The following is a 24,559-nucleotide window of genomic DNA, read 5'->3' as shown; positions in this document are numbered from 1 at the left end:
CAGCCACGCGTGGCGGGAGGGGATCGATCCGCGCTGCCGGAGCTACGCGGGCCGTCCACGTGCATCCGGCGGATTGCTCTGACCAGCCGACAGCCCTGCCCGTGCAGAGCGGCAGGCGGTGGTTTTCAGCGGTCCCCTGGGGCGATCGCCTTGGCAGCGGGGTTCTGCCAGGTGACGCTACCGCTGATATTCACGCTGCCTTCGAGGTCAGCCGGAAGGTCGGCCTCGATGACACCCTCCTGGGCGGCGCCGGCATCCAGGGCGGGAAAGGTGCACCGGATGGTCTTGGCATCCTGCGCCGGGACCTCGCACCCCGGGGACACACGGGTGACGACCACCGTCGGGGTGATCTTGCTCGTGAACACCACCCGGGAGACGCTGCGGCCGGTGTTGTTCATCACCGTCCAACTCCAAGTGACGTGGTCGCCTTCGTCGCTGATGTCGGGGGCCGAGTACTCAAAGAGCCCTCACCAGCGACGCCGCGCCGCCCAGGAAACCCGCCATCCGGGGCGCCACTGACGGCCCGGCCCTCGCCCCGCGCGGCTGACGGGACAGCGCATGCGCTGCGAATGCCGGGCGGGGCCCCCGCCGCGACCCTGGCGGCCAGGACCGCGCCCCAGGATGGAGTCAGAACCCGCCTTCCGGGTGGAGTCACAAGTGACCGCCAAAGCCAGACCGGGCGGTTCGCGAAGTCCCGCCGTGACGCTTCTCAAAGAGCAGTGGTTGGACGTAGCAGACGAGGTGGAACGTGGAGAAGCGTGGGTCACAGAGGGTGCGGTGGAACGCCCTGACGTCCGTGGCGAACTCCTGTGCCGCGGCGGACGTGCCGCGATACTTCTGGAGAGACGTACAGGCACGCTTTCTCTCACTTGGAGTCGCCGATGGCCGTTCGACGTGTCGTGCCCAATATCCAGTCGGAGGCCGTGGAGGAGAGCCGGGAGTTCTACGGCCTGCTGGGCTTCGAGGAGGTCATGAACCACGGCTGGATCATGACGCTCGCCTCCCCGACCAGCCCGGCAGCGCAAATCAGCGTGGTGACCAGCGACAAGACCGCGCCCGTCACCCCCGACATGAGCATCGAGGTGGACGACGTGGATGCGGCCTACGCGGTCATGCGGGACAGCGGTGCGGAGATCATTCACCCCTTGCAGGACGAGGAATGGGGCGTGCGGCGGTTCTTCGTCCGCGACCCCAGCGGACGGGTGGTCAACGTGCTGGGCCACCGCTGAAGTCCAGCGGGCTCGGGCACTGTCGGCGCAGTGAGTGCTGTGCTCGCTGTACGGCGCCGGTACTGGAAGGACGAAGGAGCCTTCGAAGGCGACCGGTATCAGCGGATCCCAACCGAGCAGCGCCTCATAGCCCTCCTGTCCGCCGGGCTGGAGACGGCACAGATCCTCGAAGGCGCCCGTCCAGCAACCGCAGGGCCGGATGACTCAGCAGTCGTAGCGATGCATGTACGGCATGTCCGGGCAGGTGAGGCAGACGAAAAGGTACATGCCGCCGAGATCCCCCATGTCCATGCCGTGACCGACTGCGTCAGGTTCCTGTCCTTCATGTGCGAACCATCGGCCGTCGACCGGTTCCGTGGCGGTGATGCTCAGCTTGTTCTTTGTCTACGGGCGTCACGCAGAGCTACCAGAGTGTCGAAATGCCTGCCCTGTGTGCCAGCCGTGGCGCGGTAGCTGCAATCCAGTCGACGTGGCACGGACTTGCTGCGGAGAATCAGCGCATGAGCCTCAATGTGGACACCTTCATATACGAAGCCAACGGCAAGTGGACCCTTCTGGAAGATCCCGACGACGACTACAACAAGACCAGGGCCGGATTCGAGAGCGCGCGCCAGAAGCTATGGGGCTCTGCGGCGGTTCAGGCGCTTGGGGCTCACTTCTTTCCCCGGCTCGATGGCGACAACCTCCAGGTCGAGCCGGGGGAGATCGATGACTTCCTGGCCGAGTGCGGAGCGATACGCCCGCACTTGGATCAGCTTGGTGAAGTCAGCGGCTACGGCACGGAGTACGTCACCAAATGCTTCAACAACATCGTTGCCGCCTCCGTACGCGCCAAAGCCGAAGGCGGCGGTGTCATCGTCTGGTGAGCTTGATCTTTACCCTCGGGCGTCGTGGGGTCAGCATCTACCAGGATCTACCGGGTCTGCCGATGGCCTTGAGGGTCTCGGGGCGTTTGACGGTCTTGCCGACGTCGTAGCGGGGTGCGGGGCGACGGTTCTTGCTTCCAGGCGGCCGTCCGGGACCGGCACCACGAGGTTGAGGAACACGGGTGGGGCAGAGAAGGTAGGCTCGGATGTTCCGAAACCCCGGCGGACCCGGGCCGGGGTGAGGCGTTCGGGCTTGGCCGGCTTCTCCCAGGGGCGGCGGAGGTCGGCGGCAAGCGGTCGGGCGAGACGGAGCTGGTCTTCGAGGACCACAGACACACTGGCGGTGCTTCCCGGTCCTTGGAGAGATGCTCGACTTTGAGGCGGACCAGGGTGCCTTCGACGGTGGGAAGTTCACCGTCGTGCTCCAGCCAGGCCGAGCGGTGGGTCAGCCGTGGGTGGACCCGGTCGCCGCGGATCCGCCCGACCAGCTCGACGGGCAGATCCCGCAGGACCCAGGCCAGGCGGGTGACGTCGTAGCCGGCGTCCATGACGATCGTGATGTCCGGGTTGCCAGGCGTCCTGACCAGCCGCGACGAGCCGCTCGACCACGGCCCTCAGCTGGGCGGCGGTGACGGCAGTCGCGTCATCTTCGGGTCCCAGCCGGACCACGTCCAGGACCCCGGTCCACGAGGTGGCCCCGGGCTCCAGCACGGCGACGAAGGAGTACGGCCAGCCCGGGATGAACTGCGACGCGGACTTCGCCCGCCCGTAGACATGACAGAACAGCCGCTGGTCCGAGCACGGCGCGTCCGAGCGCAACCACGGCGACACGTCGACCGCCAGCATCAGGCGCCCGCCCTCAAACCGGGGCAGCGGCAGCCCGGCGAGCATCGTCCGCAGCCGGTCGACGTCGATCCGGCCGCGGTTGCGGGCTCCGTACAACGCTCCGTGGACGCGAGGGTGTTCGGGTACCAGCGTCAACTCCACCGGCGGGGTAACCGGCCCGTCGGCACACAACACCGCATCGGTCAGCTCGAACAACTCATCCCGCCGAGCAGGCAGGCACTCGTAGAAATCTGCCCGGAAGCGTGACGCTTCCGCGAACGCTTCCTGCCGGGCATCGTGATGCAGAAAACTCACCCCTGGCGGCCTTGGGATCTTGCGACGTAGTGAAACTCGCACTCTGGTCAGCACGAAGGATCACGCCAAGGCCGCCCCTGAGTCCGCCGAACTCCCTCCTGAGCAATCAAGTTCGGGACGCATTTCGAAGCCGGAAGAAAAAGAACAAGCTCAGAAGGTGTTCCATGCGTCTGCCGCAGCGGCAGTCCGGCCACTGGGGGCCCTGGGCCCAAGACGGGTAGCCTCCGACCTTGCTCTGGAGGGTGGTGGCTGTTTCGTAGTACGAGAAGCCCGTTTCCACCTCGATCTCCTCGAACCGTCGGCTCAGCTTCCGCGTCAGACTTCCCGGCAGGTCGGCATTCGGGTACTCCACCGCCCGCGTCGGAGCCACCGTGCAGGGCCGGGGCGTGAATTCCTCTTCGTACTCGTACGGTTCCGGCCGCTCCGAGAGCACCGCGCCCGCCGCCAGCTTCTGCTCACTGCGCCAGTACACCTTCGGCAGCGCGGTATCCCCGTGGTCATCGTGGATCAAGGGGCACCACACGACCTGCAGCACGTCCGTGCCCGCCGGGAACGGCAGCTCGGGCACGTCCCGTGCGTAGAGCTGCACGATCGGCACCATCGCCACCGGCTCGGGGCCGACCACCTCGGTGGGAGTCCGCAGGGGCTTCCAGTGGCCCGGCTCGGCACACAGCGGCCACGGTTCACCGGCCGGCCACAGCAGGGGGCCGCCAATGGAGCTGTCGCGCACTCCTGGTTCGCCGCTGCGTGGATACGGCAGGGTCGTTTCCCGCGCCAGACCGGCGAGCTCCGGTATCAGCGATTCCACGTCGAGGGCGGGGGAGGTGCCAGGCGGGGCATGGTGGGTTCCTTCATGGGGGTCCGGGGGTCCGGGGGTCCGGCAACGGCGCCGCGCCGTAAACTCCACGGGTGAACCACGACTCCGCCCCCACCACCACCCCCGAGACCCTGCGCGCGGCGCTCGGCCGGCTGCTCGACGGACTCCCGCAGAAGCAGGCCACGGCCGCGGTGGAACGGCTGATCGCCAACTACCGCGGGCTGACCCCGACCAACACGCCCGTCCTGCGGAACCGCTCGGACGTCGCGGCCTACGCGGCCTACCGGATGCCCGCCACCTTCGAGGCCGTACGGTCCGCCCTCGACGGCCTCGCCGAGGCGGCGCCCCGGTGGTCCCCGGGCTCGCACGTGGACATCGGCGGCGGCACCGGATCCGCGGCCTGGGCGGTGGACGCCACCTGGGGCGGCCCGCGCACGACCACGGTGCTGGACTGGGCGGACCCGGCGCTGGTCCTCGGCAAGGAGCTGGCGGCGGCCTCCGCCTCGCCGGCGCTGCGGGCCGCAGAGTGGCACCGGGCGGTCATCGGCGCCGGGATGAAGGTCCCCGAGGCGGACCTCGTGACGGTGTCGTACGTCCTGGGCGAGCTGACCCCGGAGGCCCGCCGGGCGGTCGTCGCCGAGGCGGCGCGGGCCGGGCAGGCCGTGGTGCTGATCGAGCCGGGCACGCCGGAGGGCTACCTGCGCGTCCGCGAGGCACGCGAGCAGCTGATCGAGGCGGGGATGCGGGTCGCCGCGCCGTGCCCGCACGACGGGACCTGCCCGATCGAGGTCGGGCAGGACTGGTGCCACTTCTCGACGCGGGTCAGCCGCTCCTCCCTGCACCGGCAGGTCAAGGGCGGCTCGCTCCCGTACGAGGACGAGAAGTTCAGCTACGTGGCCGCGACCCGCTTCCCGGTGGAGCCGGCCGCCTCGCGGATCACGCGGAGGCCGCAGATCCGCAAGGGGCTGGTCCTGCTGGAGCTGTGCGGTCCCCTGGAAGGCGAGGGGGCCGGCCTGACCCGGGTCAACGTGACCAAGCGCCACGGCGACCTCTACAAGGCGGCGCGGGACGTCGACTGGGGCCAGGCCTGGCCGCCTCCGCAGGAGGCCTGAAGCAGGACCGGGACCGGGGCCGGGGCCGGGGCCGCTAGGGCCGCAGCTCCTGGGTGCAGCACTTCACGCTGCCTCCGCCCTTGAGCAGCTCCCCCAGGTCCATCGGGACCGGCTCGAACCCCCGCGCCCGCAGGGGGTCGAGCAGTCCCGTGGCCGCCTGCGGGAGCAGGACGTGCCGGCCGTCCGACACGGCGTTGAGCCCCAGGGCCTCCGCGTCGCGGGACTCCGCGATCAGCGCGTCCGGGAAGAGCCTGCGCAGTACCGCCCGGCTGCCCTCGGAGAAGGCGGGCGGGTAGTACATGACCTCGTCGCCGTCGAGCACGCACAGCGCCGTGTCCAGGTGGTAGAAGCGCGGGTCGACCAGGTCCAGGCCGATGACCGGCCGGCCGAAGAACTCCTGGGCCTCGTCGTGCGAGAGCGGGCTGGAGCGGAAGCCCCGGCCGGCCAGGATGTAGGTCGCGGTGACGGCGAAGTCGCCCTCGCCCTCGTTGACGTGGGACGGGTCGTGGACGTCCTGGAAGCCGTTGCTCCGGAACCAGTCCAGATGGATCTCGGCCTCCGCGGCCCGTTCGGGATGGGCGAACCGCGCGCCCAGCACGCGGCCGTCCACGACGAGGGCGCCGTTGGCCGCGAAGACCATGTCGGGCAGCGCGCGGTCGGGGACGAGGGTCTCGACGGTGTGGCCGAGTGCCAGGTAGCGGTCCCGCAGGTCCTCCCACTGGGCCTGGGCCAGCGGCAGGTCCACCGGTTTCGCGGGGTCCATCCACGGGTTGATGGAGTACGTGACCTTGAAGTGCGTGGGCGGGCACATCAGGTAGCGCCGGGGTGTGGCGTCTCTACGCAACGAGGGCTCCTCACGGTGATGAGGAGAGAATCGTCTCTCCTCCGGGGAGACCGCGCAGTGAACTGATCGGGTGGTTTTCGGAACGGCTGAAAGACGTGCGGTTCGGGGTTGATAAATTGCCGAAATGAGCGCCAGCCAGCAGCCCAGCACCTCTCCCAGGCCTCCCGACGCCGCGCGCCGCAGCGACCGCTCCCGGCGGGCCATCCTCGACGCCGCGCTCGCCCTGGTCGGGGAGGTCGGCTACAACAAGCTGACCATCGAGGCCATCGCCGCCCGTGCGGGCGTCGGCAAGCAGACCATCTACCGCTGGTGGCCCTCGAAGGCGGCGGTGCTGCTGGACGCCTCGCTGGCCCTGGCCGGCGAGGCCGGGACCGACTCCGAGTGGACCGGCTTCCCCGACACCGGGGACCTGGCCGCCGACCTGAAGTCCGTACTGCGGGCGACGGTGGACGAGTTCAACGACGAGAAGTACGAGGCCCCCGCCCGCGCCCTGACCGCGGCCGGAGCCACCGATCCGGAGCTCGGCGCGCGATTCACCGAGCAGCTGCTGGGGCCGCAGCTCGCGCTGTACGAGGAGCGGTTGCGGGCGGCCCGCGCGGCCGGGCAGCTCGCACCGGACACGGACCTGCGGCTGGTCGTCGAGATGCTGCTGGGGCCGCTGACGTACCGGTGGCTGCTGCGCACGGCGCCGCTCACGCACGCGTTTGCGGACGCGCTGGTGGACTCGGTCCTGGGCGGGGTCGGCGCGGGGGCGTGAACGGGTCCCGGACCAGGGCGGGAGCCGGTCCGGAAGCGGGTCCGGGACCGGGGTGGGAAAAGTCATGAGCGCCTGGTGGCCGAGAACATACGGCCGAATTCTGTGGTTATGTGGGGGCCCCGGCCGGGGGGCGCGGTCACCCGGTGCCCAGGATGGTGGGACCATGTGAGGGTCTGCCGGGGAAACGGTGAGGTGAGGGGATAGATGGGGTCTGAAGCGGGCCGCGTCAAACGCGGCGAGCAGAGCAGGATTTCCCAGTGGCTGCGCCGCAAGCCGAAACCCGACGCCGAGGACCCCGGACGAGAACGCGAGGCCCTGCTGCTGGCCGTCGCCGCGGCGGGTCTGCCGCTCTCCCCCGCCGCGCATCCCGCGGGCTACCGGTGTTCGTGCGACCGGATCGGCTGTCCGACGCCCGCACGCCACCCCGTCTCCTTCGCCTGGCAGACCCAGTCGACCACCGACCGCGCGCAGATCGAGCGCTGGGCGCGCAACCAGCCCGCGGCCAACTTCATCACCGCGACGGGCATGGTCCACGACGTGCTGGACGTCCCGCTCGAAGCCGGACGCAGCGCGCTGGAGCGCCTGCTGGCCGCCGGCATCGAGGTCGGTCCGGTCGCCGAGTCGGCCGGCACGGGCGACCAGGCCCGGATGCTCTTCTTCACGGCGACCCGCGGGACGCCCGAGGACGAGGACGAGTGGTGGCCCTGCGAACTGGACTGCCACCCCGAGACGATGGACGAGCACCCGGGCCTGCGCTGGCACTGCCGCGGCAGCTACGTGCTGGTTCCGCCGGCCGCGCTGCCGGGTGATCTGGCGGTCAGCTGGCTGCGGGGGATGGAGCACCCGCTCCCGGACCCGCTCACCCTGCTGGAGACCCTGACGGACGCGTGCGCGACGTACGCGGGCGCCTCGGAACACGCCCCGGCAACGGTGGCCTGGCCCCTGGGCCGGTAGGCCGTCAGCTCCGGCGCCCCAGTACCGTGCCGGGCGCCGCGACCCGGTGGACCTTTCCGGTCACAGCACTAGGTCCGCGACCGTTCGCGCGGCGCGGATCCGGGGCCCACCGGAGCGGCGTCCGCGCGCGCTCCGGTCCCCCGGGCCCGGAGCAGGGACAGCAGGATCCCGGCCGCGCCGGCCGCCAGGATCAGCGCGGCCGCGCCCAGCGTCTGCCCGTCCGGGGCGGTCAGCGGCTGGCCGCGCAGGGCCTGCCAGGTCAGCAGGGCGAGTACCGCCCCGTACGAGGCGCCGGCCACGAGCACCAGGCGCAGCCGCACCCGCTCCTCGCGCAGTCCGGCGTACCGCGCGGCGAGTACGGCCAGGACCAGCACGAACAGCGGCAGCAGTTGGAGCGCGTGCATCCCCACGAAGTGCGGGACGCGCAGGTCGCCCCCGGTGGTGGACCAGCCCGTGAGCGGCATGGCGGGGCCGCCGTCGGGCACCCCCACGGCATGCCCGCCCACGATCGGGGCGTCGTCGTCACCGGCCGCGAGCTGGAGGTCCGTGGGGCGGGTCATCAGGAAGCCGATCCCGGCGCCGGCCAGCGCCAGGACCGCCGCGATCCGTATCGCCCAGGTGGTCGCCCGGTCGGCGATCCGGGCCCGGAACAGCAGCACGGCGATCACCAGCGTGGCCGCCCACAGGACCACCACGGTCACGGCCATGGCCTGGTAGACCTGCGCGTCGAAGGGGGTCGCCTGGTTGAAGTGGCTCTGCCGGCCCCGAAAGGCCTGCCCCGTGATGAGCACCATCTCCACGGCGCTCGCCGCCACCACCACCGTGCCCGCCCACCACGCGGGCCGCGCCAGCCGGGGGCGGGCCCTTCCCAGCAGGGAGAGCATCCAGGCCAGGCTCAGCGCGTAGCCGGTGAACGAGACGGCGAACTTGAAGGGTTTGGCCCAGATCGGGGCGCCCAGCAGGGTGCGGCCGTCGACGAGGAGTCCGACGGCGGAGCCGACCGCCCATAAGACCATCGCACCGGCGAACACCGTCAGCGGACGGTGCCAGCCGCGCGGGAACACGAACTGCATCTCTCTGCCCCCCAGAAAGGAATGGATAGCAGCACTTGCCGCTATCCGGTAGTGCCACTATCTATGATGGGGAGGGCACACGCAAGGGACCAGGGACGGACGGACGCGGGCATGCGCATCGGAGAGCTGAGCTCACGGACCGGGGTACCGGTACCGACGATCAAGTACTACGTACGGGAAGGGCTGCTCCCGGCCGGTCTGCTCAGCAGCCCGAACCAGGCGCGCTACGAAGAGGCCCACGAGCGCCGGCTGCGGCTGATCCGCGGCCTCCTGGAGGTGGGCAAGCTCCCCCTGTCGGCGATCGGGGAGGTGCTGCGCGCCATCGACGACCAGGAGCGGTCGGTCCACAAGCTGCTCGGCTCCGTGGCGGACCTCCTGGTGCCCGGGCACGGTGGGGAGGCGGACGCCGAGACGGACCTCGCGCGGGCGAAGGTGGCCCGGATCATCGAGCGGCGCGGCTGGCAGGCGGATGCGGGCTCCGCGGCGGGAGAGGCGCTGGCCGCCGCGCTGGCCGCGCTGGAGCGGGCCGGCCACGGCGGGTTCGCGGAGGTGCTCGACGCCTACGCGGAGGCCGCCGAACTGGTGGCCCGCGCGGACCTGGCGTACGTGGCCCGCGAGGTGGCCCGGGAGGACCTCGTCGAATCGGTGGCGGTCGGCACGGTCCTGGGCGACACGATGTTCGCGGCGCTGCGCAGGCTGGCCCAGACGGACACCTCCTCCCGCGTCTACGGGACCGCGCCGCCGGACTGACCGCGCCCGCGGGTACCGGCCGCACCCGCGGAGCCCGGTCACGCCCGCGGCGCCCGGCCGCGTGGCGCGGCCGGTCGCCGACGGGCGGCGGGCGGCGGGCGGCGGGCGGCGGCGGATCAGTGGATCTGGGTCACGATCACGTCGAGGGACCAAGGCTTGCCCGGCTTCGCGGGCTCCTCGGCCTCCACCGTGAAGCCCAGTTCGCGCAGGGTGGTGACCAGTTCCGCCGGGGTGGCGGGCACCGCGCCCGCCACCAGCAGGTCGCGGACCAGGCGGCCCTTGGTTGCCTTGTTGAAGTGGCTCACCACCGACCGCTTCTCCACGCCGTCGACGAGCTGCGAGTGCAGCACCCGCACCGTGGCCGTGCGCCCCGCGACCTCGCCCTTCGGCTTCCACGCGGAGGCGTACGCCGAGGAGCGCAGGTCCAGGACCAGGCCCTCCCCCGCGGCCCGCGGCATGACCTCGGCCATCGGCGCGCGCCAGAACGCGCCCAGCGCCCCGAGCCCCGGCAGCTTCACGCCCATCGAGCACCGGTAGGAGGGGATGCGGTCCGTGACCCGGACCGCTCCCCACAGGCCGGAGAAGACCAGCAGGGACTCCTCGGCGGCGGACACCGCCGCCGGGGGCAGGGTCGACAGGCCCAGGGCGTCGTACAGGACGCCCGTGTAGATCTCCCCCGCGGGCCGGGCGACCGCCGTCAGCAGCTCCGTGTTCTTGGCGACCTCGCCCCGCAGGCCCTCGCTCAGGCCCAGGACCTCCCGCGCCTTGAGCTCGTCGCCCACGCACAGTTCGACCAGCTCCTCCAGCACCGCCGCCCGTGCCGCGCCCAGCCCCGGCAGCGACAGCGATTCCGGCTTCAGCGGTGCGCCGGAGCCGCCGGCGGCCTTTCCTTCGGACGGCGGCAGCAGGACGAGCACGGTGGTTCTCCTTCGGACGGGCACGGCACAGCGGCGGGGGTGCGGCCCCCGCCCAGGGTAGACGGCTCGCCGCGCCGCCCGGGCCCGGCGGCCATAGGGGGTGTCTTGCCGATCAGGCCGGGCTCGCGGTGTCTGGCACCGCGCCTCGCCGCGTTCTCGTCGGTCGGCGACGCTCCGCGTCGCCTCCCTCCTCGGCCTTGCGATCCACGGCACCAGACACCGCTCCCTGATCCGGCCTGATCGGCAAGACACCCCCTAGGCTCGACCCATGCCACGCCGTCACATGATCATGACCGGCGCAGACGGGGCTGCTCTGCGGGCCGCGCTGCGCGAACTGCGGACGAGGCTCGAGGTGCCCCGGGAGTTCCCGGCGCCCGTGCTCGCCGAGGCCGAGCGGGCGGTCGCACACCCGCTCCTGCCCGACCTCGACTCCACCGACATCCCCCTCTTCACCATCGATCCGCCGACCTCGCGCGACCTCGACCAGGCCATGCACCTGGCGAAGCGCCCCTCCGGCGGCTACCGCGTGCACTACGCCATCGCCGACGTCGCCGCCTACGTCACCCCCGGCGGCGCGCTGGACGCCGAGGCCCACCGCCGGGTCACGACCCTCTACTTCCCCGACGAGAAGGTCCCGCTGCACCCGGCCGTGCTCTCGGAGGGCGCGGCCAGCCTGCTGCCCGACCAGACCTGCCCGGCCCTGCTGTGGCGGCTCGACCTGGACGCGGAGGGACGGGTCGAGCACACCGACGTCCGCCGCGCGCTCGTCCGCAGCCGGGCCAAGCTCGACTACGCGGGCGCTCAGAAGGCCATCGACACCGGCACCGCCGAGGAGCCGCTGGCCCTGCTCGGGGAGATCGGCCGGCTGCGCGAGGCGCTGGAGACGGAGCGCGGCGGGATCTCGCTGAACGTGCCCGAGCAGGAGATCGTCGCGCACGAGGGCTCGTACCGCCTGGCCTACCGGGCCCCGCTGCCGGCCGACGGCTGGAACGCACAGATCTCCCTGATGACCGGCATGGCCGCCGCCGAGCTGATGCTCGCCGCGGGGACCGGCATCCTGCGGACCCTGCCCACCGCTCCCGACGGGGCGGTCGGGCGGCTGCGCCGGGCGGCGAAGGGCCTGCGCATCGAGTGGCCGCACCACGTGCCGTACGCGGAGCTGGTGCGCTCCCTCGATCCGCACCGGCCCGCCGACGCGGCCTTCCTCCAGGAGTGCACCACCCTGCTGCGGGGCGCCGGCTACACGGTCTTCACCGGCGGCGCGACCCCCGATCCGCTCCTGCACGCGGCGGTCGCGGCCCCGTACGCGCACTGCACGGCCCCGCTGCGCCGGCTCGTCGACCGGTACACGGGCGAGCTGTGCGTGGCGGCTTCCGCGGGGGCCGAACCCCCGCGGTGGGCCCTGGACGCGCTGGACGCGCTGCCCAAGGAGATGGCGGGCGGCACCCGGCTGGCCAACGCGGCGGAGCGGGAGGCCGTGGACCTGGTGGAGGCGGCACTGCTCAAGGACCATGTCGGCGAGACCTTCGACGCGACGGTCATCGACGTCAAGGAGCGGGAGCCGCTGGTGGGCACGGTCCAGCTGGAGGACCCGGCGGTGGTCGGCCGCGTCGAGGCCCCGGCCGGGGGGAGCCTGCCGCTCGGCGACCGGATCAGGGTCCGGCTGACGGCGGCGGACCCCGGGACGTCGAAGGTGCTCTTCGCCCCGGTCTAGGAGGCGGGTCGCTCCGGGCGGGTCCGGTCCACGGCCCCGTTTGCTCTGGTCACCTGACCACGCGGCTGCCATCATCGGCCGGAGCCCGGGTCCACCGGCCGCGCGACAGCAGGGGGAGGGCCCGCGGATGGGGTCCGTCGACGTCATCGAGGTACCGGGCGGGGACGCTCCCGCGCCGCACGCCCGCTCGGCACGACGCCGGCGGCCGGCCCCGGCCCTGCGGCCGCTCATCGTCAACTACACGGGGTTCCACACCGAGTTCACCGAGCCGAGGCACCGGCTGGAGCTGCCCACCGGATACGTGACGCTGGTCTTCAACTTCTGCGACGGCCTGTGGGTGACGCGTACGGAGGAACTCGGCGAGGCCCTGCTGCGGCCCGCCTCCCGCGCCATGGTCAGCGGCCCGCGCACGGTGCCGGCCATCGGGGTGCACGCGGGCGTCGTGCACGGGCTGGAGGTGAACATGAGCCCGCTGGGCTGCTACCGGCTGTTCGGCGTCCCCATGTGGCACTTCGAGGACGCGCACGTGGACCTGGCGGACGTGCTCGGCCCGGGCGGCCGGTTCCTGACCGAGCGGCTCCGGTCGCTCGGCTCGTGGACGGAGCGCTTCGCCCTGCTCGACGAGGTGCTCTGTGCCCGCCTGGAGCGCGGCCCGCTGCCCGCGCCCGAAGTCCGCGGCGCGCTCTCCGGGTTGTGGGCGGACAGCCGCTCGCTGACCCGGGTGAGCTCCGAGACCGGGTGGAGCGCGCGCACCCTGCGGGCCCGGTTCCGCGAGCAGGTGGGCCTGTCCCCCAAGGCCGTGGCCCGGGTGTTCCGGCTCCAGCACGCGCTGGGGCTGCTGGCGGCGGGGACGGCGGCCGCGCACGTCGCGGCCGTCTGCGGCTACCACGACCAGGCGCACCTGAGCCGCGAGGTGAAGGCGATGACGGGGCTGCCCCCGTCCCGGTTCGTCCGGCTCCGCGGCGGGCTGGCCCCGGGCTCGGCGCTGGACCGGATGCCGGGCCGGGTCAGCAGCGTGATGCTGTCGGGCTGAACCGCGAACCGGTCCCTCTCCGCGCGGTGTGCCGTTTTTGACAAGACAGGCGCGCGGCGGCTTGTCACGCTCGGCGCACGGCAGCCCTGCGGCAGCCCGTCACGGGGGTGTGGGCTGCCGCAGTGCGGCAAGCAGCGCGTCGACCAGCGCGCGGGGATCGTCCGCGTGGAACCGGACGGCGCGCGCCTCGGCGCGGGCGCCGAGCGGGCGGTGGAAGGCGAGCGGCCGGGTCAGTTCCACGGTCACGGTGGTCTGGCTGCCCACGATCAGGTCGAGCACCCCGTCCTCGGAGAGGGTGACGAGCCGGCCCTCGGGGTAGCGGCGGTCCACCCGCACCGAGGCCACCGCGTCCGGCGGGACGGCCAGGTCGAAGAGGGCGCCGTAGCGGATGAGCAGGGTGCCGTCGGGGCGGACCACGTGCGGTCGGGTGACGCAGGCGGCGTGCAGCGCGAGCACCGCCAGCACCCCGTACACGTCGAGGACGAGCACCACCCGGTGGACGGCCGGCCAGGGGATCAGGAAGGCCAGTGCGACCGTCTCGATCAGCGACACGAAGAGCAGGCCGTACATCATGGCCGTCTGCGGACCGGTGTACGGGGCCGCGTGGTCCGCGGGGCGCACCCCGTGCGGCGGCCGGCGCAGCGCCCACCGGCAGAGCGCGGCGCCCGCGCGCAGCTCGTGCAGGAGGAGGCGGCGTACGGGCGCGGGCACGACGGCCCGGACGGCCTCACGGCGGGCGGCGCCCGGGGCGGTGCCGCGGGTGCGCGCGGCGGCGTACAGGGAGTACAGGACGCCGGCCTCCAGGAGCAGGACCCCGAGCACCAGCACCTCGGCGGCGGCCAGGGCCCAGCCGGGCGGGCGCGGGCCGGCCGCCAGGCACACCACCAGGACCAGTTCCATCGGGATCACGGCCCCCGCCGCGATCCGTGCCGCGCGTAGCGCGCTCATGCCCGTCCCCCCTCGTCCGTGTCCGTGTCCGTGGCGGTGCCCATGTCCGTGAAGGCTTCCATCACCCGGCGGACGACTTCCGCCTGCGCCGGGGCGTACTCGGCGAGCAGGGCCTCCGTGAAGCCCGGCGCCGCCGTCGGCCGCGCGTCGGCCCGGATCGCCGCGAACGCCTCGGCGGGCATCGCGGCCACCAGTTCCGCGGCGAGCGGCCCGATCCGCGGGTCGTCGGCGGGCGCGTCGGCGAGTGCGTCGAGCCGCTCGTACAGCGCGAGCACCGCCGGATCGGCGGCGACCGTTCCGAGCACGGCGTAGAGCTCCTCCCCCACGGCCCCCGACGCGTCCAGCAGGCCCAGGTGCTCGCGGTCGAGCGCGGCGGCCGGCGAGGTCGTCGCGGGCGCCTTGGCGAGCAGCGCGGCGAGCGCGGGCGAGACGGGCTCGACCTCCCCGGGCGGGGCGGCGAGCAGCACGGCCAGGCGGCGCCTGCGCTCGGCCAGTTCGGCCTCCTGGCGGGCGAGGTCGGCGTCGAGCTCCTCGAGTACGTCGGCCAGGTCGCGCCCGGCGTCGTCCGCGAGCACGTCGCGCACCTCGTCGAGGCTCAGCCCGAGCTCGGTCAGCCGGCGCACCCGGGCCAGCCGGACGGCGTCGCGGACGCTGTAGGCGCGGTAACCTCCCCCAGCTACCGCTGGGAGGTGCCCCCTGGGCGCCGGTCCGGCTCCGGGAGCAGGCCGATGTGGTGGTAGTGCCGGATCGCCCGGGTGGTGACCCCGACGAGCGCGGCGATTTCTCCGATGCGCATACGGGCCAGTAGAAACCCTGCCGCTGCGTCAAGGTCAAGCGCCTGTACGGGGCGGGTACCATGGTCGACACGACAGACGAGTCGGCCGGGCGGCCGCGTCGGGGTCCCCGGATCCCGCCGAGGAACGTCCGGGCTCCACAGGGCAGGGTGGTGGCTAACGGCCACCCGGGGTGACCCGCGGGACAGTGCCACAGAAAACAGACCGCCTGGGGCTTCGGCCCCCGGTAAGGGTGAAACGGTGGTGTAAGAGACCACCAGCGCCTGAGGTGACTCAGGCGGCTAGGTAAACCCCACCCGGAGCAAGGTCAAGAGGGGTCGTTTTCGGACGACTCTGCGCGAACGTTCGAGGGCTGCCCGCCCGAGTTCGCGGGTAGACCGCACGAGACCGGCGGCAACGCCGGTCCTAGATGGATGGCCGTCTCCCCGGCGACCGCGAGGTCTCCGGGCGACAGAACCCGGCGTACAGGCCGACTCGTCTGTTGCACCTCTCCGGAGCCACACCTCTCCGACCCGCGGATACGCGGGTCCGGGGAGGTTTTTCTTTGCCCCTGTCGTTCCCTTCACGACGACCCCGCGCCACACGCAGCCGAGACTGGTACGGTAATGCCGTACGACTTGACGTGACAGGGAGGTCAGTCCATGCCGATCTCGGCGAACGAAGCCCGCACACGCTTCTACCCACTGATCCGGCAGGTCAACGAGGACCACGAACCGATAGAGGTCACCTCCCGGGAGCACGGCGACGTGGTCATCATGGCCGCCGAGGACTTCCGGTCCTGGCAGGAGACGGTCTACCTCCTGCGCTCACCCCGTAACGCGCAGATCCTCATGGAGTCCATCGCCGAGCTCGACGCCGGCCACGGGCAGGCGCGCGAGCTCATCGACGACACGGACGACGTCGGGTCCGCCGCGTGAAGGTGATGTTCTCCAGCCGCGCCTGGGATCAGTACACGTACTGGTCGACGGCTGATCCGAAGATCCTCAAGCGGATCAATCGCCTGATCCAGGAGATCCAGCGCACGCCCTTCGAAGGCGCCGGAAAGCCGGAACCGCTCAAGGGCAACCTCTCCGGCTGGTGGTCCAGAAGGATCACCGATGAGCACCGTCTCGTCTACCGCACCAGGGACGGGGCCGTGGAGATCGCCCAGGCCCGCTACCACTACTGAGCGGCGGCGGCCCCGGCCGCGCCACGGGAAGCCCCCGCCGGGCGGGGGCTTCCCGTGGGCTACCGCAGGTGGGACGTGTCGTTCAGGAGGCGGAGCGAGGCGTTGCCGTCCGCGTAGTAGGCCACCGCGGACAGCGAGGCCGCCGACAGCTCCATGCGGAACAGCGCCTCCGGCGGGGCTCCCAGCGCGAGCCGGACCAGGATCTTGACCGGTGTCACGTGCGAGACCAGCAGCACCGTGCGGCCCGCGTGCGCGGCCAGCAGCCGGTCCCGGGTCGCCGAGATGCGGCGGGTGGCGGACGCGAAGCTCTCGCCGCCGCCCGTCGGCGCGGCCTTCGGGGAGTCCAGCCACGCCTGTAGGTCGTCCGGGAAGCGCTCGCGCACCTCGCCGAAGGTCATCCCCTCCCAGGCGCCGAAGTCCACCTCGCGCAGGCCCTCCTCGACGGTGACCTCCAGCCCGAGCCGGTCCGCGACGGCCTGCGCCGTCTCGCGGCAGCGCCGCAGCGGGGAGCTGACCACCGTCTGGATGGTGCCGCGCGCCGCCAGCGACTCCGCGACGGCGGCGGCCTGCCTGCGGCCGGCCGCGGACAGCTCCGGGTCACTGCCGCCGCTGCCGGAGAAGCGCTTCTGCGGAGTGAGCGCGGTCTCGCCGTGGCGCAGCAGCACGAAGGTCGCCGGGGTGCCCATGTCGGGGCCCCAGCCCTGCCCGGCGGCGGGGGCCGCGAGCTCCGGGGCCTCCTGGAGGTCGTCGAGGTCCTCCAGGTCCGCGAAGAGGGTGTCCGCCCCGGCCGGTGCGGATCCGGCGCTCGCGCCCGCAGCCGCGCCCGCACGGGTCCGCGTACCACCGCCGGAGGCCAGGGCGGCCCTGACGGCCGCGGCACCCTTCGCCGCGTCACCCGGAGGGCCCTGCGGGGACGCCGCCGCGCGGGCCGCCGAGGCGTCCAGGGCGGCCGAGGAGTGCGGTGAGTTGACGGGCTCCCACTGCTCGCCGCGCTTGCCCGCGTCCATCGCCTCGTTCGCGAGCCGGTCCGCGTGCTTGTTCCGCTCGCGCGGGATCCACTCGTACGTCACCTGCGCGCGCGGCAGGATCTTCGCGGCCTGCGCCGCGAGCGGCTTCATGTCGGGGTGCTTGATCTTCCAGCGGCCCGACATCTGCTCGACGACGAGCTTGGAGTCCATCCGTACGAGGACCTCCGCGTCCGGGTCCAGCTCACGGGCGGCCTGCAGCCCGGCGACGAGGCCCTTGTACTCGGCCACGTTGTTCGTCGCGACGCCGATGTACTCCGCGCGCTCGGCCAGCGTCTCGCCCGTGGCCGGGTCGAGGACGACGGAGCCGTAGCCGGCGGGCCCCGGGTTGCCCCGGGAGCCGCCGTCGGCTTCCACAACGAACTTCGGCATCAGATGCCCGCGTCGGCCATGCGGACCAGGATGCGGCCGCAGCTCTCGTGGCGGACGATCTGGTCGCGGGCGGCGGCCTTGATCTCGTTGACCTCGGCGAGGTCGAGCTCCAGGCGGCAGCCCTCGCAGCGGCGCTGCGACAGGCGGGCGGCGCCGACGCCGCCCTGCTTGACGCGGATCTTCTCGTACAGGGCGATCAGCGCGGCCGGCATGGCGGTGACGATGATCTCGCGGTCCTTGGCGATGCCCGCGACCTCGGCGTCGATCGCACCGGTGGCGGCGTCGCGGCGCACGGTGGCGTCGGCGAGCTTGGTCTCCAGGGAGGCGACCCGCTCGGTCAGCCCGACGACGGTCTCCTGCGCGGTCTCCAGGCGCTCCATGACCTCGAGGACGACGTCCTCCAGGTCGCCCTGGCGCTTGGCGAGGGAGACGACCTCGCTCTGCAGGTTGGCCAGGTCGCGGGCGGAGATCCCGGCGCCCGAGTCGAGGCGCGCCTGGTCGCGGGCGGCGCGCTGGCGCACCTGGTCCACGTCCTGCTCGGCCTTGGTCTGCTCGCGGGCGGCGTCCGTGGCCTTGGTCTGGGCGGCGACGAGGAAGTCGCGCTGCTGGGCGAGGTCCTTGGTCAGCGAGTCGACCTCGACGTGCTCGGGCAGCATCTTGTGCTTGTGGGTGAGCTGAGACAGCCGGACGTCCAGGGCCTGGACGTCGAGAAGTCGGATCTGGTCGGCGGGCTCGGCGTTCAGTTGGGGGCTCCAGAGATAGAAGGGGGTGTCACGGACGGCGCGTGCGCCGTCCACGGGTCGGTGACCGTGCGCGAGACGTGGGTGCGAAGACCCCAGCCGTTGCGCTCGGAGATGGCGTCGAGCTGGGCCGCCGCCTGCTCGCACCAGGGCCACTCGGTGGCCCAGTGGGCGGCGTCGACGAGGGCGAGCGGGGACTGCTCGCGGGCCTCGGACACCGGGTGGTGGCGCAGGTCGGCGGTGACGTAGGCGTCGACGCCGGCGGCGCGGACCTGCGCGAAGAGGCTGTCGCCGGAGCCGCCGCTGACCGCGACGGTGCGGATCAGCGCGTCGGGGTCGCCGGCCACCCGGATGCCCTGCGCGGTGGGCTGGAGCCAGGCGGCAACGCGCGCCGCGAACTCGCGCAGCGTCTCGGGGCGGTCGAGCTCGCAGAGCCGGCCCAGGCCCCGGCGCCCGTTGGGGTCGCTCGGGTCCGGGACGAGCGGGCCGGTGACGCGCAGGTCGAGGGCGCCGGCGAGGGCGTCGGAGACGCCCGGGTCGGCGGTGTCGGCGTTGGTGTGGGCGACGTGCAGCGCGATGTCGTTCTTGATCAGCGTGTGCACGACGCGGCCCTTGAAGGTGCCCGCCTCGACGGTGGTGGTGCCGCGCAGGTAGAGGGGGTGGTGGGTGACGACCAGGTCGGCGCCCATTTTCACCGCCTCGTCGACGATCTCCTGGACGGGGTCGACGGCGAACAGGACCCGGGAGACCTCGGCGTCGGGGTCGCCGCAGACGGTGCCGACGGCGTCCCACTGCTCGGCCCGCGAGGGGGGCCAGAGAGCGTCCAGCGCGGCGATGACTTCAGAGAGGCGGGGCACAGGCCAAGGCTACCGTCCGCACCGACCGGCCCAGCGCTCCGAGCCCGCCGGATCCGGGCTCCCGGGGCCGGGGCGGGCGGAGCCCGAAAGGGGGTGAGGCGGACCCAACCACCGGCCTCACCCCAAACGCCCCGATATCGCACAGCACAATCTCCACCTCCGCCACAGCCGAACCACCAGCCCGCCACCCGTATGTGTGAAGCGGGGGTTGTCGCGTTGTCCGGCGGGAACCGCGATCACTACGTTCCTCGGCGGAGGTGCCGCAGATGACCATCTGTGCGATCGAGAACACGACGACGGCCCCGTTCACCATCGCCGCGGACGGGTCCTACGCCGCCCGGCTCGCCGGGGTCGGCGAGGCCCGGTACCCGGAGCGCTGGACGCTGACCGGGCCGGAGCCGTACGCGGTGCCGCTGCCGCTCGCGCAGCCCGAGGAGGCCGACAGCGAGCTGCTGCCGCTGGCCGACGGGCGGGTGCTGATCCACCGCCGGGTGGCGGAGCGGCACGCCTTCGCGCTGCTGTACCCGACGGGCGGCGGCGAGCCGGGCGCGGGCCCGCGGACCGGGGAGCTGGCGCTCGGCGCGATCGCCCCGCAGGACGAGCCGGGGGCGGGGGAAGGCGTACGGGTCACCCTGCTGCCGCCGTCCCCGGACGGGCACGGGGCCTTCGCCCTGGCCGTGGGGGCCGCCGCGACCACGGTGTGGCAGGTGGCCGGGACCCCGTTCGGGCCGGAGCGCGTGGCCCGGATCCCGGGGCGCTGCTCGGGCGGGGTCTGGCTGGACCGGACGGGCCGGCTGCTGGCGCTGGACCGGGAGCTGGACGGCCCGCGCGGGCCGGTGGTCAAGGCCGTGGCCGTGGACCTGGGGCGGGCCGGCGAGGTCTCCCCGCTGCTCCAGATCGCCGAGGACAGCGACGACCGGCTGCTGCTGGCCGACCCCGACAGCGGGCTGCTGCTGATCCGCTCGGACGCGCCGGGCGAGCCCCGGCTCGGCTGGGGGGTCCTGGGCAGCGCCCGCCCGGTGCGCTTCCCGGAGTGCCTGCGGGCCGTCGGGGCCACGGCGACGCCGTTCGCGGTGCAGCCGGGGCAGGTGCTGATGCCGGAGAGCTGCGGGGTCGCGCTGCGGGTGGACGAGGCCGGCGACGGCTACGGCGGGAGCGTGGCCGGGCTCGCCCTGTGGCGCCCCGCGGACCGGCACGTCTTCCGGCTCGGCGCCCCGGCGGGCTGGCTCGGCGGGACGGGCCGGTGGAGCGCGGAGGGCCGCCTGCACCTTCCGTACGCGACCCCGGAGGTACCGTGCGGGGTCCTCGGCATGACCCTCCCGGTCGCCCCGCCCCCGCCGAAGGCCTAGCCCCGCCGACTCCACCCCGTCCGGGAGGTGGGGGCCGTCCAGGCCGGGGTGGAGTCGGGGGAGCTAGGGCTTCTTGGCCTTCTCCTCGGCCTTGGCCTTCGCCTGGGCGTGCTTGCGGTTGGCGGCCGCGGCCTTGTTCGCGGCGGCCGCGCCCCGCAGGAGCTGGGGCAAAAACAGGAGGATCACGAACAGCAGGCCGGCGGCCGTGGCGGTGGTCGTGGCGCTCCAGGCGCGCAGGGTCGGTCCGGTGATCGCCACGTAGGCGGCAACGGGGGCTGCGATCACCAGCGTGCGGGGGAGCTTCATGCCGGTCTTGTCGGTGTCGCTCAACGAGCTGTCCTTCCGGATGCGGTGGCGGGCGGGGCGATCAGGCGGGGCTGTTCTCGGCGCGCTTCCAGGCGACGCGGGCGGCGGTGAGGCGGAGCTCGGCGGCGGCGAGCTCCGCGGTCGTGCGGTGGTGGCTGTCGATGACGGCGAGGGCCTGGGCGAAGAGGCGGTCCCCGAGCTGGTTCCAGCCGTGGCGGGAGTGCGGTGCGCTCTCGGCGGTGATGCGGTCGACGGCGATGGTCATGGGCAGGGCGCTCCTGGTCTGAGTCAGTGGTGCGGGGCGGCGGTGAAGACTGTCCGCCCCGCACCTGGTGAGAGGCTGTTAGACCCGTTAGGGCCAATAGGTCTGACGTTGGTAGTGGGTGGAAGGGCTGGGGGCGGGTCAGAGGGTGAAGAGGCTGTTCAGCTCGGAGAACATCGCCGTCGTGTTCGCGCTCTCGCGGGCGCGGCGGACGGCGCCGGTGCGGGCGGTGGCACAGGGCCGGCACATCACGATCAGCTGCCGGTCGCCGAGGCCGACCGCCTGGTGCTCGGCCAGCTCCGGGTCGAGCGGCATGACGACCAGCGGGTTGCCCTGGCGGTCGGGGTTCTGGCAGCGGTGCCCGGTGGACTTGTGCGGCTTCTCGCCGCAGCGGGAGGGCTTGCGGGTATCGCACTCGCAGTGTCGGCCGGAGCGGTCCAGCAGTCGCCGGTACCGGTCCGGGCTCACCTTGCGGACGCCTTCGCCGCGTCGGCCATCACGGACTTCGCGGCGTCCGCGTACGGGACGGTGTCGCCCGGCGTGCGCAGCGGGGGAACGCCCCCGTTGAAGCGGCGCCCGTCGGGTGCGTTCGGGTCCCGCTGCGGGCGCGGGGGCATTTGGGATTCGACCTGCGACAACAGGGCTTCGGCGGCCTCGTCGTAGGCGCCTGCGATGGCCGCCTTCATGTGGGCCTGCGCGGCCCGGGATCCGGCCTCGATCTCCGCCGTGATGCCGACGACCTTGCTGCCGGTGACCCGGAACCAGGCGTCGCCCCAGATCTGGTCGGTGACGAAGGCCGCGCCGCGCGCCGAGCGCATGGCCTCGGCAACCTCCCACACCTCGGTGTGGTGCTGCTGCCGGTCGGCGTCCTTGCGCTTCTGCTCGTCGGCCGCCTTCGCCTCGGCGACGGCCCGCTCGGCGGCCCGGGCCTCGGCCTCAGCCTTCTTCGCGGCGGCCTTCGACTCCGCCTCCTGTTCCAGGGCCTTCGCCTCGGACTCGGCCTGACGCCGCTCCCTTCGTGAGGGGATCCCGTCGCGGCGCTGGGCGACTCCGTGCTCGTAGCACATGAGGACGGCCGGGCCGCCGAGCGAGGCCAGGGCGCCGATGATCCCGGCGTCCAGCCCGATCGTGGGGTCCTTGACCCCGTGCCACAGGTTCACGGCCGCCGCGATCAGCGCGCCGGCCCCGATCCCGATCCGGTACGGGAGAACGTCCCGGCGGTGGGCGACGGCCCAGGCGGCGCCGAAGGCCAGGACCAGCGCGAGGCCTTCGAGGAGTGCGGGCGCGGCGACCATGAACGGCCGGCTCTCGTCCCAGAACGCCATGAACTGCAGGGGCGCCGCGATGATCAGCCCGACCGCGTAGATGCCGCGCGCGGCCCACTTCCACGTGGACTCGCTGCGCCGCTCCTCGACCGCACGGTCGGCGTCGGCCTGCGCCGTGGCGTCCGCTTCCTTCTTCGCCTGGACGGCGGCGGCCTCGGCGGCGATCCGGGCGGCCTCCAGCTTGGCGAGCTTCTCGGCGTGGACCGCCCGGTCGGCTTCGAGCTTCATCGCCGCCCGTTCGTTGGCCAGGCGCTGCTTCTCCGCGTCGGCCTCGGCCTGGACCCGGATCGCGTCGGCTTCGGCGGCCGCCTTGAGTTCGGCGGCCTTGGCCTCGCCGAGGGCTTTCACCTCGGCGGCCTTGGCCTGCGCCTGGGCGGTGACGTAGGCGGCCAGGCCGGGGTCGGTTCCGCTCTCCGGGGCCGGCGGCGTGAGCGGGGTCTCGTCGGGCAGGTCCTTCTCCATCGAGACGGCGGTCATGCGCCGAGCTCCCTTCGGTTGGTGCGGGCGGCCTCGGCGAGGAGGGCCGCGTTTTCGGGGCTGACCAGGGGGCTGATCAGGTTGGCGTTGTCGATCAGGAACTGGCGGGCGACCGCCGGGCTGGACTCCTCGGCGAGCGGGAGCTCCGGGGGGAAGGGGTTCTTGCCGGACCGCTTCTCGCCGATCAGCTCGCCCTTGATGACCGGGCCGGTCGGCTCGGGGACCGGCTGCGGGGCCGGGGCGGCGCGGACGACCGCGTCGAGGAGCATCCCGACCACGACGCCCATGGCGGCGGCCGCCCGCAGGTCGGCCAGCTCGTCCCGCACGATCCGCAGGTCGCCCACGGGTTCGGGGTACAGGGGACGCGGCGTCGACCGGAAGGTCTCGACGGGCTGGCACACGAGCGGTGCGAAGGCCGGCCGGGAGGGGGGAGGGGGAGGGACCGGGATGTAGTTCTCCGGCTCCTGGAACATGCCGATCAGCCAGTTCGGGTGACGGCGGCCGAGCCGGAACAGGCGCTTGCTCATGCGGTCGGTCGCGTCGCACAGCGCGTCGGCGACGTCGGCGGCGATGTCCGCGATCCAGCTGAGGGGCGCGCGGTAGCCCTGCTTCTCGTCCGCCCACATCAGGACGGCGGCGACGGAGCTGGCGGCCAGGGCGAAGATGCCGACGGTGACCTCGGCGGTGATCCAGGCGGCCCGCACCGCGCGGCGGGAGACGCGCCGCGCGGCGGCGGCCTGGTCGGCGAGGGTGGCGTCGAGGTAGAGCTCGTACATCTCGGGGTTCCAGTCGGCCGGGTCGCCCGGGTGGGAGGACCGGAACTCGGCGCAGGCGCTGCTGGTCATCGGTGGTCCTCCGGGGCGGGATCGGCGTGGTTGTCGAGGGCGGCGCGGGCGGAGCGGCGGAGCGTCTGGGCGGCGAGGAGGCGGGCGCAGGCACCCTGTTCGTGGGCCTGGTCGCGGGTGGTGCGGTGGAGGGTGAGGGTCTCCGGGTCGAGCTCGCGGATGATCCGGCAGGCCCTCACGGTGCGGTCACCGGCCTGCGCCCGGAGGAGGCGGACCGGTAGGCCAGGCGCAGGACCAGGACGGCGGCGCCGACGACGGCACCGGCCTGGACGAGGATGACGAGCGCGTGGACCAGGGCGACCAGGGCGGCGCCGACGACCGTCGCCGCGCCCCAGCCGAGCACGATGACCAGGGCGATGAGGGCCAGCAGCGCGACCGGGTGGAGCCGGTCCGCGCGGGTGGTGACTTCCCGGACCGTGTCGCGGGCCGTGTGGAGCAAGGTCTTGGTGGTGGTGATCATGCCGCCCACCCCGTCATGAAGAGGTCGTCGGCGGTGGCCGCGTACTCGTCGTCCTCGAAGCCGCGGCGGTCGTCGTCCTCGGTCATGTCGTCGATCAGGCCGCCGATCAGGTCCAGGTCGGCGTCGCCGACGAACCCGGCGTCCGCCATGTCGACCAGGGCGCAGAGGCGGGTGTACTCGTCGAGCTCGCTCTCGGCGCCAGCGGGGCCGCGGACCAGGTCGACGTCGATGCCGAGGACCGCCGACAACCCGATCCGGTCGATCGCGAAGAGGCGGGACTCGTCCGCCGGCTGCTGCTCGGCGGCGTGGATGTAGGAGATGCTGTCCATCGGTTCAACTCCTGTGTACGAGGGGTTGTCCGTGCAGCGGCCCCGCCCCAGGTGTTCGAGCACCAGGGGATTCACGGGGCCGCTCCCCGTTGGCGG

At 73.0% G+C, this 24,559-nt stretch carries 27 protein-coding genes, 1 other RNA gene and 3 pseudogenes; 12 read left to right on the top strand and 19 right to left on the bottom strand.

Annotated elements, in window-relative coordinates; translation table 11 throughout:
* Positions 1-125: 125 nt before the first annotated feature.
* Entirely contained in the window at positions 126-401 is a 276-nt protein-coding gene (locus DRB89_RS27490) for a hypothetical protein (protein WP_162688744.1), read from the bottom strand.
* Between the two features lie 480 nt (positions 402-881).
* On the opposite strand from DRB89_RS27490, the gene DRB89_RS27485 reads away from it, so the two are divergent.
* Both DRB89_RS27485 and DRB89_RS27480 read left to right on the top strand, forming a co-directional pair.
* Positions 882-1,229 carry a VOC family protein gene (locus DRB89_RS27485; RefSeq protein ID WP_112453376.1) on the top strand — a complete coding sequence of 116 codons (348 nt, stop codon included), beginning with the start codon at positions 882-884 and terminating at the stop codon, positions 1,227-1,229.
* A 500-nt stretch (positions 1,230-1,729) separates the two neighbouring features.
* A complete protein-coding gene (locus DRB89_RS27480; RefSeq protein ID WP_112448544.1) occupies positions 1,730-2,095 on the top strand; it encodes a hypothetical protein in 366 nt (121 codons plus the stop codon).
* 37 nt (positions 2,096-2,132) lie between these two features.
* Here DRB89_RS27480 and DRB89_RS27475 read toward each other — a convergent pair.
* Positions 2,133-3,235 (bottom strand): annotated as a pseudogene (locus tag DRB89_RS27475) (transposase).
* A gap of 106 nt (positions 3,236-3,341) precedes the next feature.
* Positions 3,342-4,043, bottom strand: coding sequence for a hypothetical protein (locus DRB89_RS27470; protein WP_204357704.1), 702 nt, complete (start codon positions 4,041-4,043; stop codon positions 3,342-3,344).
* Positions 4,044-4,144: 101 nt separating this feature from the next.
* On the opposite strand from DRB89_RS27470, the gene DRB89_RS27465 reads away from it, so the two are divergent.
* Positions 4,145-5,164 (top strand): small ribosomal subunit Rsm22 family protein, encoded by a 1,020-nt coding sequence (locus DRB89_RS27465; protein ID WP_112450886.1) that lies wholly within the window; start codon positions 4,145-4,147, stop codon positions 5,162-5,164.
* A 34-nt stretch (positions 5,165-5,198) separates the two neighbouring features.
* On the opposite strand, the pseudogene ddaH reads toward DRB89_RS27465, so the two are convergent.
* Positions 5,199-6,020, bottom strand: a pseudogene (ddaH, locus tag DRB89_RS27460) (dimethylargininase); the annotation flags it as partial.
* 112 nt (positions 6,021-6,132) lie between these two features.
* On the opposite strand from ddaH, the gene DRB89_RS27455 reads away from it, so the two are divergent.
* Positions 6,133-6,765 carry a TetR/AcrR family transcriptional regulator gene (locus DRB89_RS27455; protein ID WP_112450888.1) on the top strand — a complete coding sequence of 211 codons (633 nt, stop codon included), beginning with the start codon at positions 6,133-6,135 and terminating at the stop codon, positions 6,763-6,765.
* 204 nt (positions 6,766-6,969) lie between these two features.
* Entirely contained in the window at positions 6,970-7,719 is a 750-nt protein-coding gene (locus DRB89_RS27450) for a bifunctional DNA primase/polymerase (protein ID WP_112450889.1), read from the top strand.
* A gap of 68 nt (positions 7,720-7,787) precedes the next feature.
* On the opposite strand, the gene DRB89_RS27445 is transcribed toward DRB89_RS27450, so the two are convergent.
* On the bottom strand, positions 7,788-8,735 hold the full coding sequence (locus DRB89_RS27445; protein WP_239516870.1) for a hypothetical protein: 948 nt from the start codon (positions 8,733-8,735) through the stop codon (positions 7,788-7,790).
* Positions 8,736-8,903: 168 nt separating this feature from the next.
* Between DRB89_RS27445 and DRB89_RS27440 the strand changes: the two genes are divergently transcribed.
* The gene (locus DRB89_RS27440) at positions 8,904-9,542 is read left to right on the top strand and encodes a MerR family transcriptional regulator (RefSeq protein WP_112450890.1); all 639 of its coding nucleotides are present in this window, start codon (positions 8,904-8,906) and stop codon (positions 9,540-9,542) included.
* 116 nt (positions 9,543-9,658) lie between these two features.
* On the opposite strand, the gene yaaA is transcribed toward DRB89_RS27440, so the two are convergent.
* Complete coding sequence (yaaA, locus tag DRB89_RS27435) at positions 9,659-10,459, bottom strand: peroxide stress protein YaaA (protein ID WP_112450891.1); 801 nt, start codon at positions 10,457-10,459, stop codon at positions 9,659-9,661.
* 268 nt (positions 10,460-10,727) lie between these two features.
* Here yaaA and DRB89_RS27430 point away from each other — a divergent pair, with 268 nt between their 5' ends.
* A complete protein-coding gene (locus tag DRB89_RS27430) occupies positions 10,728-12,173 on the top strand; it encodes an RNB domain-containing ribonuclease (protein ID WP_112450892.1) in 1,446 nt (481 codons plus the stop codon).
* A 127-nt stretch (positions 12,174-12,300) separates the two neighbouring features.
* Entirely contained in the window at positions 12,301-13,206 is a 906-nt protein-coding gene (locus tag DRB89_RS27425; RefSeq protein ID WP_112450893.1) for a helix-turn-helix domain-containing protein, read from the top strand.
* Positions 13,207-13,305: 99 nt separating this feature from the next.
* Here the strand turns inward: DRB89_RS27425 and DRB89_RS27420 are convergent, their stop codons facing one another.
* Both DRB89_RS27420 and DRB89_RS27415 read right to left on the bottom strand, forming a co-directional pair.
* On the bottom strand, positions 13,306-14,154 hold the full coding sequence (locus DRB89_RS27420) for a hypothetical protein (protein WP_112450894.1): 849 nt from the start codon (positions 14,152-14,154) through the stop codon (positions 13,306-13,308).
* Positions 14,151-14,950, bottom strand: a pseudogene (locus DRB89_RS27415) (MerR family transcriptional regulator). Before DRB89_RS27415 ends, DRB89_RS27420 begins: the two are co-directional and overlap by 4 nt.
* A gap of 77 nt (positions 14,951-15,027) precedes the next feature.
* Between DRB89_RS27415 and rnpB the strand changes: the two are divergent.
* From rnpB to DRB89_RS27400, 3 genes are all read left to right on the top strand, one after another.
* Positions 15,028-15,429, top strand: an RNA gene (gene rnpB, locus DRB89_RS27410) — RNase P RNA component class A.
* Between the two features lie 160 nt (positions 15,430-15,589).
* On the top strand, positions 15,590-15,865 hold the full coding sequence (locus DRB89_RS27405) for a type II toxin-antitoxin system prevent-host-death family antitoxin (protein WP_112450895.1): 276 nt from the start codon (positions 15,590-15,592) through the stop codon (positions 15,863-15,865).
* Complete coding sequence (locus DRB89_RS27400) at positions 15,862-16,116, top strand: Txe/YoeB family addiction module toxin (protein WP_112450896.1); 255 nt, start codon at positions 15,862-15,864, stop codon at positions 16,114-16,116. The genes DRB89_RS27405 and DRB89_RS27400 overlap by 4 nt, the downstream gene beginning before the upstream one ends.
* 59 nt (positions 16,117-16,175) lie before the next feature.
* On the opposite strand, the gene DRB89_RS27395 is transcribed toward DRB89_RS27400, so the two are convergent.
* From DRB89_RS27395 to DRB89_RS27385, 3 genes are read right to left on the bottom strand one after another with little or no spacing between them, the layout of a single operon-like run.
* The gene (locus DRB89_RS27395) at positions 16,176-17,513 is read right to left on the bottom strand and encodes a bifunctional RNase H/acid phosphatase (RefSeq protein ID WP_112463453.1); all 1,338 of its coding nucleotides are present in this window, start codon (positions 17,511-17,513) and stop codon (positions 16,176-16,178) included.
* On the bottom strand, positions 17,513-18,256 hold the full coding sequence (locus DRB89_RS27390) for a C4-type zinc ribbon domain-containing protein (protein ID WP_204358075.1): 744 nt from the start codon (positions 18,254-18,256) through the stop codon (positions 17,513-17,515). The genes DRB89_RS27395 and DRB89_RS27390 overlap by 1 nt, the downstream gene beginning before the upstream one ends.
* Positions 18,253-19,110 carry a Nif3-like dinuclear metal center hexameric protein gene (locus DRB89_RS27385; RefSeq protein WP_112450898.1) on the bottom strand — a complete coding sequence of 286 codons (858 nt, stop codon included), beginning with the start codon at positions 19,108-19,110 and terminating at the stop codon, positions 18,253-18,255. The genes DRB89_RS27390 and DRB89_RS27385 overlap by 4 nt, the downstream gene beginning before the upstream one ends.
* A gap of 266 nt (positions 19,111-19,376) precedes the next feature.
* On the opposite strand from DRB89_RS27385, the gene DRB89_RS27380 reads away from it, so the two are divergent.
* Positions 19,377-20,459 (top strand): hypothetical protein, encoded by a 1,083-nt coding sequence (locus DRB89_RS27380; protein ID WP_112463452.1) that lies wholly within the window; start codon positions 19,377-19,379, stop codon positions 20,457-20,459.
* A gap of 63 nt (positions 20,460-20,522) precedes the next feature.
* Here the strand turns inward: DRB89_RS27380 and DRB89_RS27375 are convergent, their stop codons facing one another.
* The 8 genes from DRB89_RS27375 to DRB89_RS27340 all read right to left on the bottom strand — a co-directional run bounded on the left by DRB89_RS27375 (position 20,523) and on the right by DRB89_RS27340 (position 24,463).
* Positions 20,523-20,789, bottom strand: a complete 267-nt coding sequence (locus DRB89_RS27375) for a hypothetical protein (protein ID WP_112448144.1) — start codon at positions 20,787-20,789, stop codon at positions 20,523-20,525.
* A 37-nt stretch (positions 20,790-20,826) separates the two neighbouring features.
* Entirely contained in the window at positions 20,827-21,030 is a 204-nt protein-coding gene (locus tag DRB89_RS27370) for a hypothetical protein (RefSeq protein WP_112448145.1), read from the bottom strand.
* Between the two features lie 138 nt (positions 21,031-21,168).
* A complete protein-coding gene (locus tag DRB89_RS27365; RefSeq protein ID WP_112448146.1) occupies positions 21,169-21,495 on the bottom strand; it encodes a hypothetical protein in 327 nt (108 codons plus the stop codon).
* Positions 21,492-22,829 carry a hypothetical protein gene (locus DRB89_RS27360; RefSeq protein WP_112448147.1) on the bottom strand — a complete coding sequence of 446 codons (1,338 nt, stop codon included), beginning with the start codon at positions 22,827-22,829 and terminating at the stop codon, positions 21,492-21,494. The genes DRB89_RS27365 and DRB89_RS27360 overlap by 4 nt, the downstream gene beginning before the upstream one ends.
* On the bottom strand, positions 22,826-23,674 hold the full coding sequence (locus DRB89_RS27355) for a hypothetical protein (RefSeq protein WP_112448148.1): 849 nt from the start codon (positions 23,672-23,674) through the stop codon (positions 22,826-22,828). The genes DRB89_RS27360 and DRB89_RS27355 overlap by 4 nt, the downstream gene beginning before the upstream one ends.
* Positions 23,671-23,853, bottom strand: a complete 183-nt coding sequence (locus DRB89_RS27350) for a hypothetical protein (RefSeq protein WP_112448149.1) — start codon at positions 23,851-23,853, stop codon at positions 23,671-23,673. Before DRB89_RS27350 ends, DRB89_RS27355 begins: the two co-directional genes overlap by 4 nt.
* Complete coding sequence (locus tag DRB89_RS27345; RefSeq protein WP_162688743.1) at positions 23,850-24,134, bottom strand: hypothetical protein; 285 nt, start codon at positions 24,132-24,134, stop codon at positions 23,850-23,852. Before DRB89_RS27345 ends, DRB89_RS27350 begins: the two co-directional genes overlap by 4 nt.
* Positions 24,131-24,463 (bottom strand): hypothetical protein, encoded by a 333-nt coding sequence (locus DRB89_RS27340; protein WP_112448151.1) that lies wholly within the window; start codon positions 24,461-24,463, stop codon positions 24,131-24,133. The genes DRB89_RS27345 and DRB89_RS27340 overlap by 4 nt, the downstream gene beginning before the upstream one ends.
* Positions 24,464-24,559: the final 96 nt, after the last annotated feature.

The organism is Streptomyces sp. ICC4 (assembly GCF_003287915.1).
GTDB lineage: Bacteria > Actinomycetota > Actinomycetes > Streptomycetales > Streptomycetaceae > Streptomyces > Streptomyces tritrimontium.
Note: the sequence above shows the minus strand (reverse complement) of the source record. Positions and strands in the feature narration are given on the sequence as shown.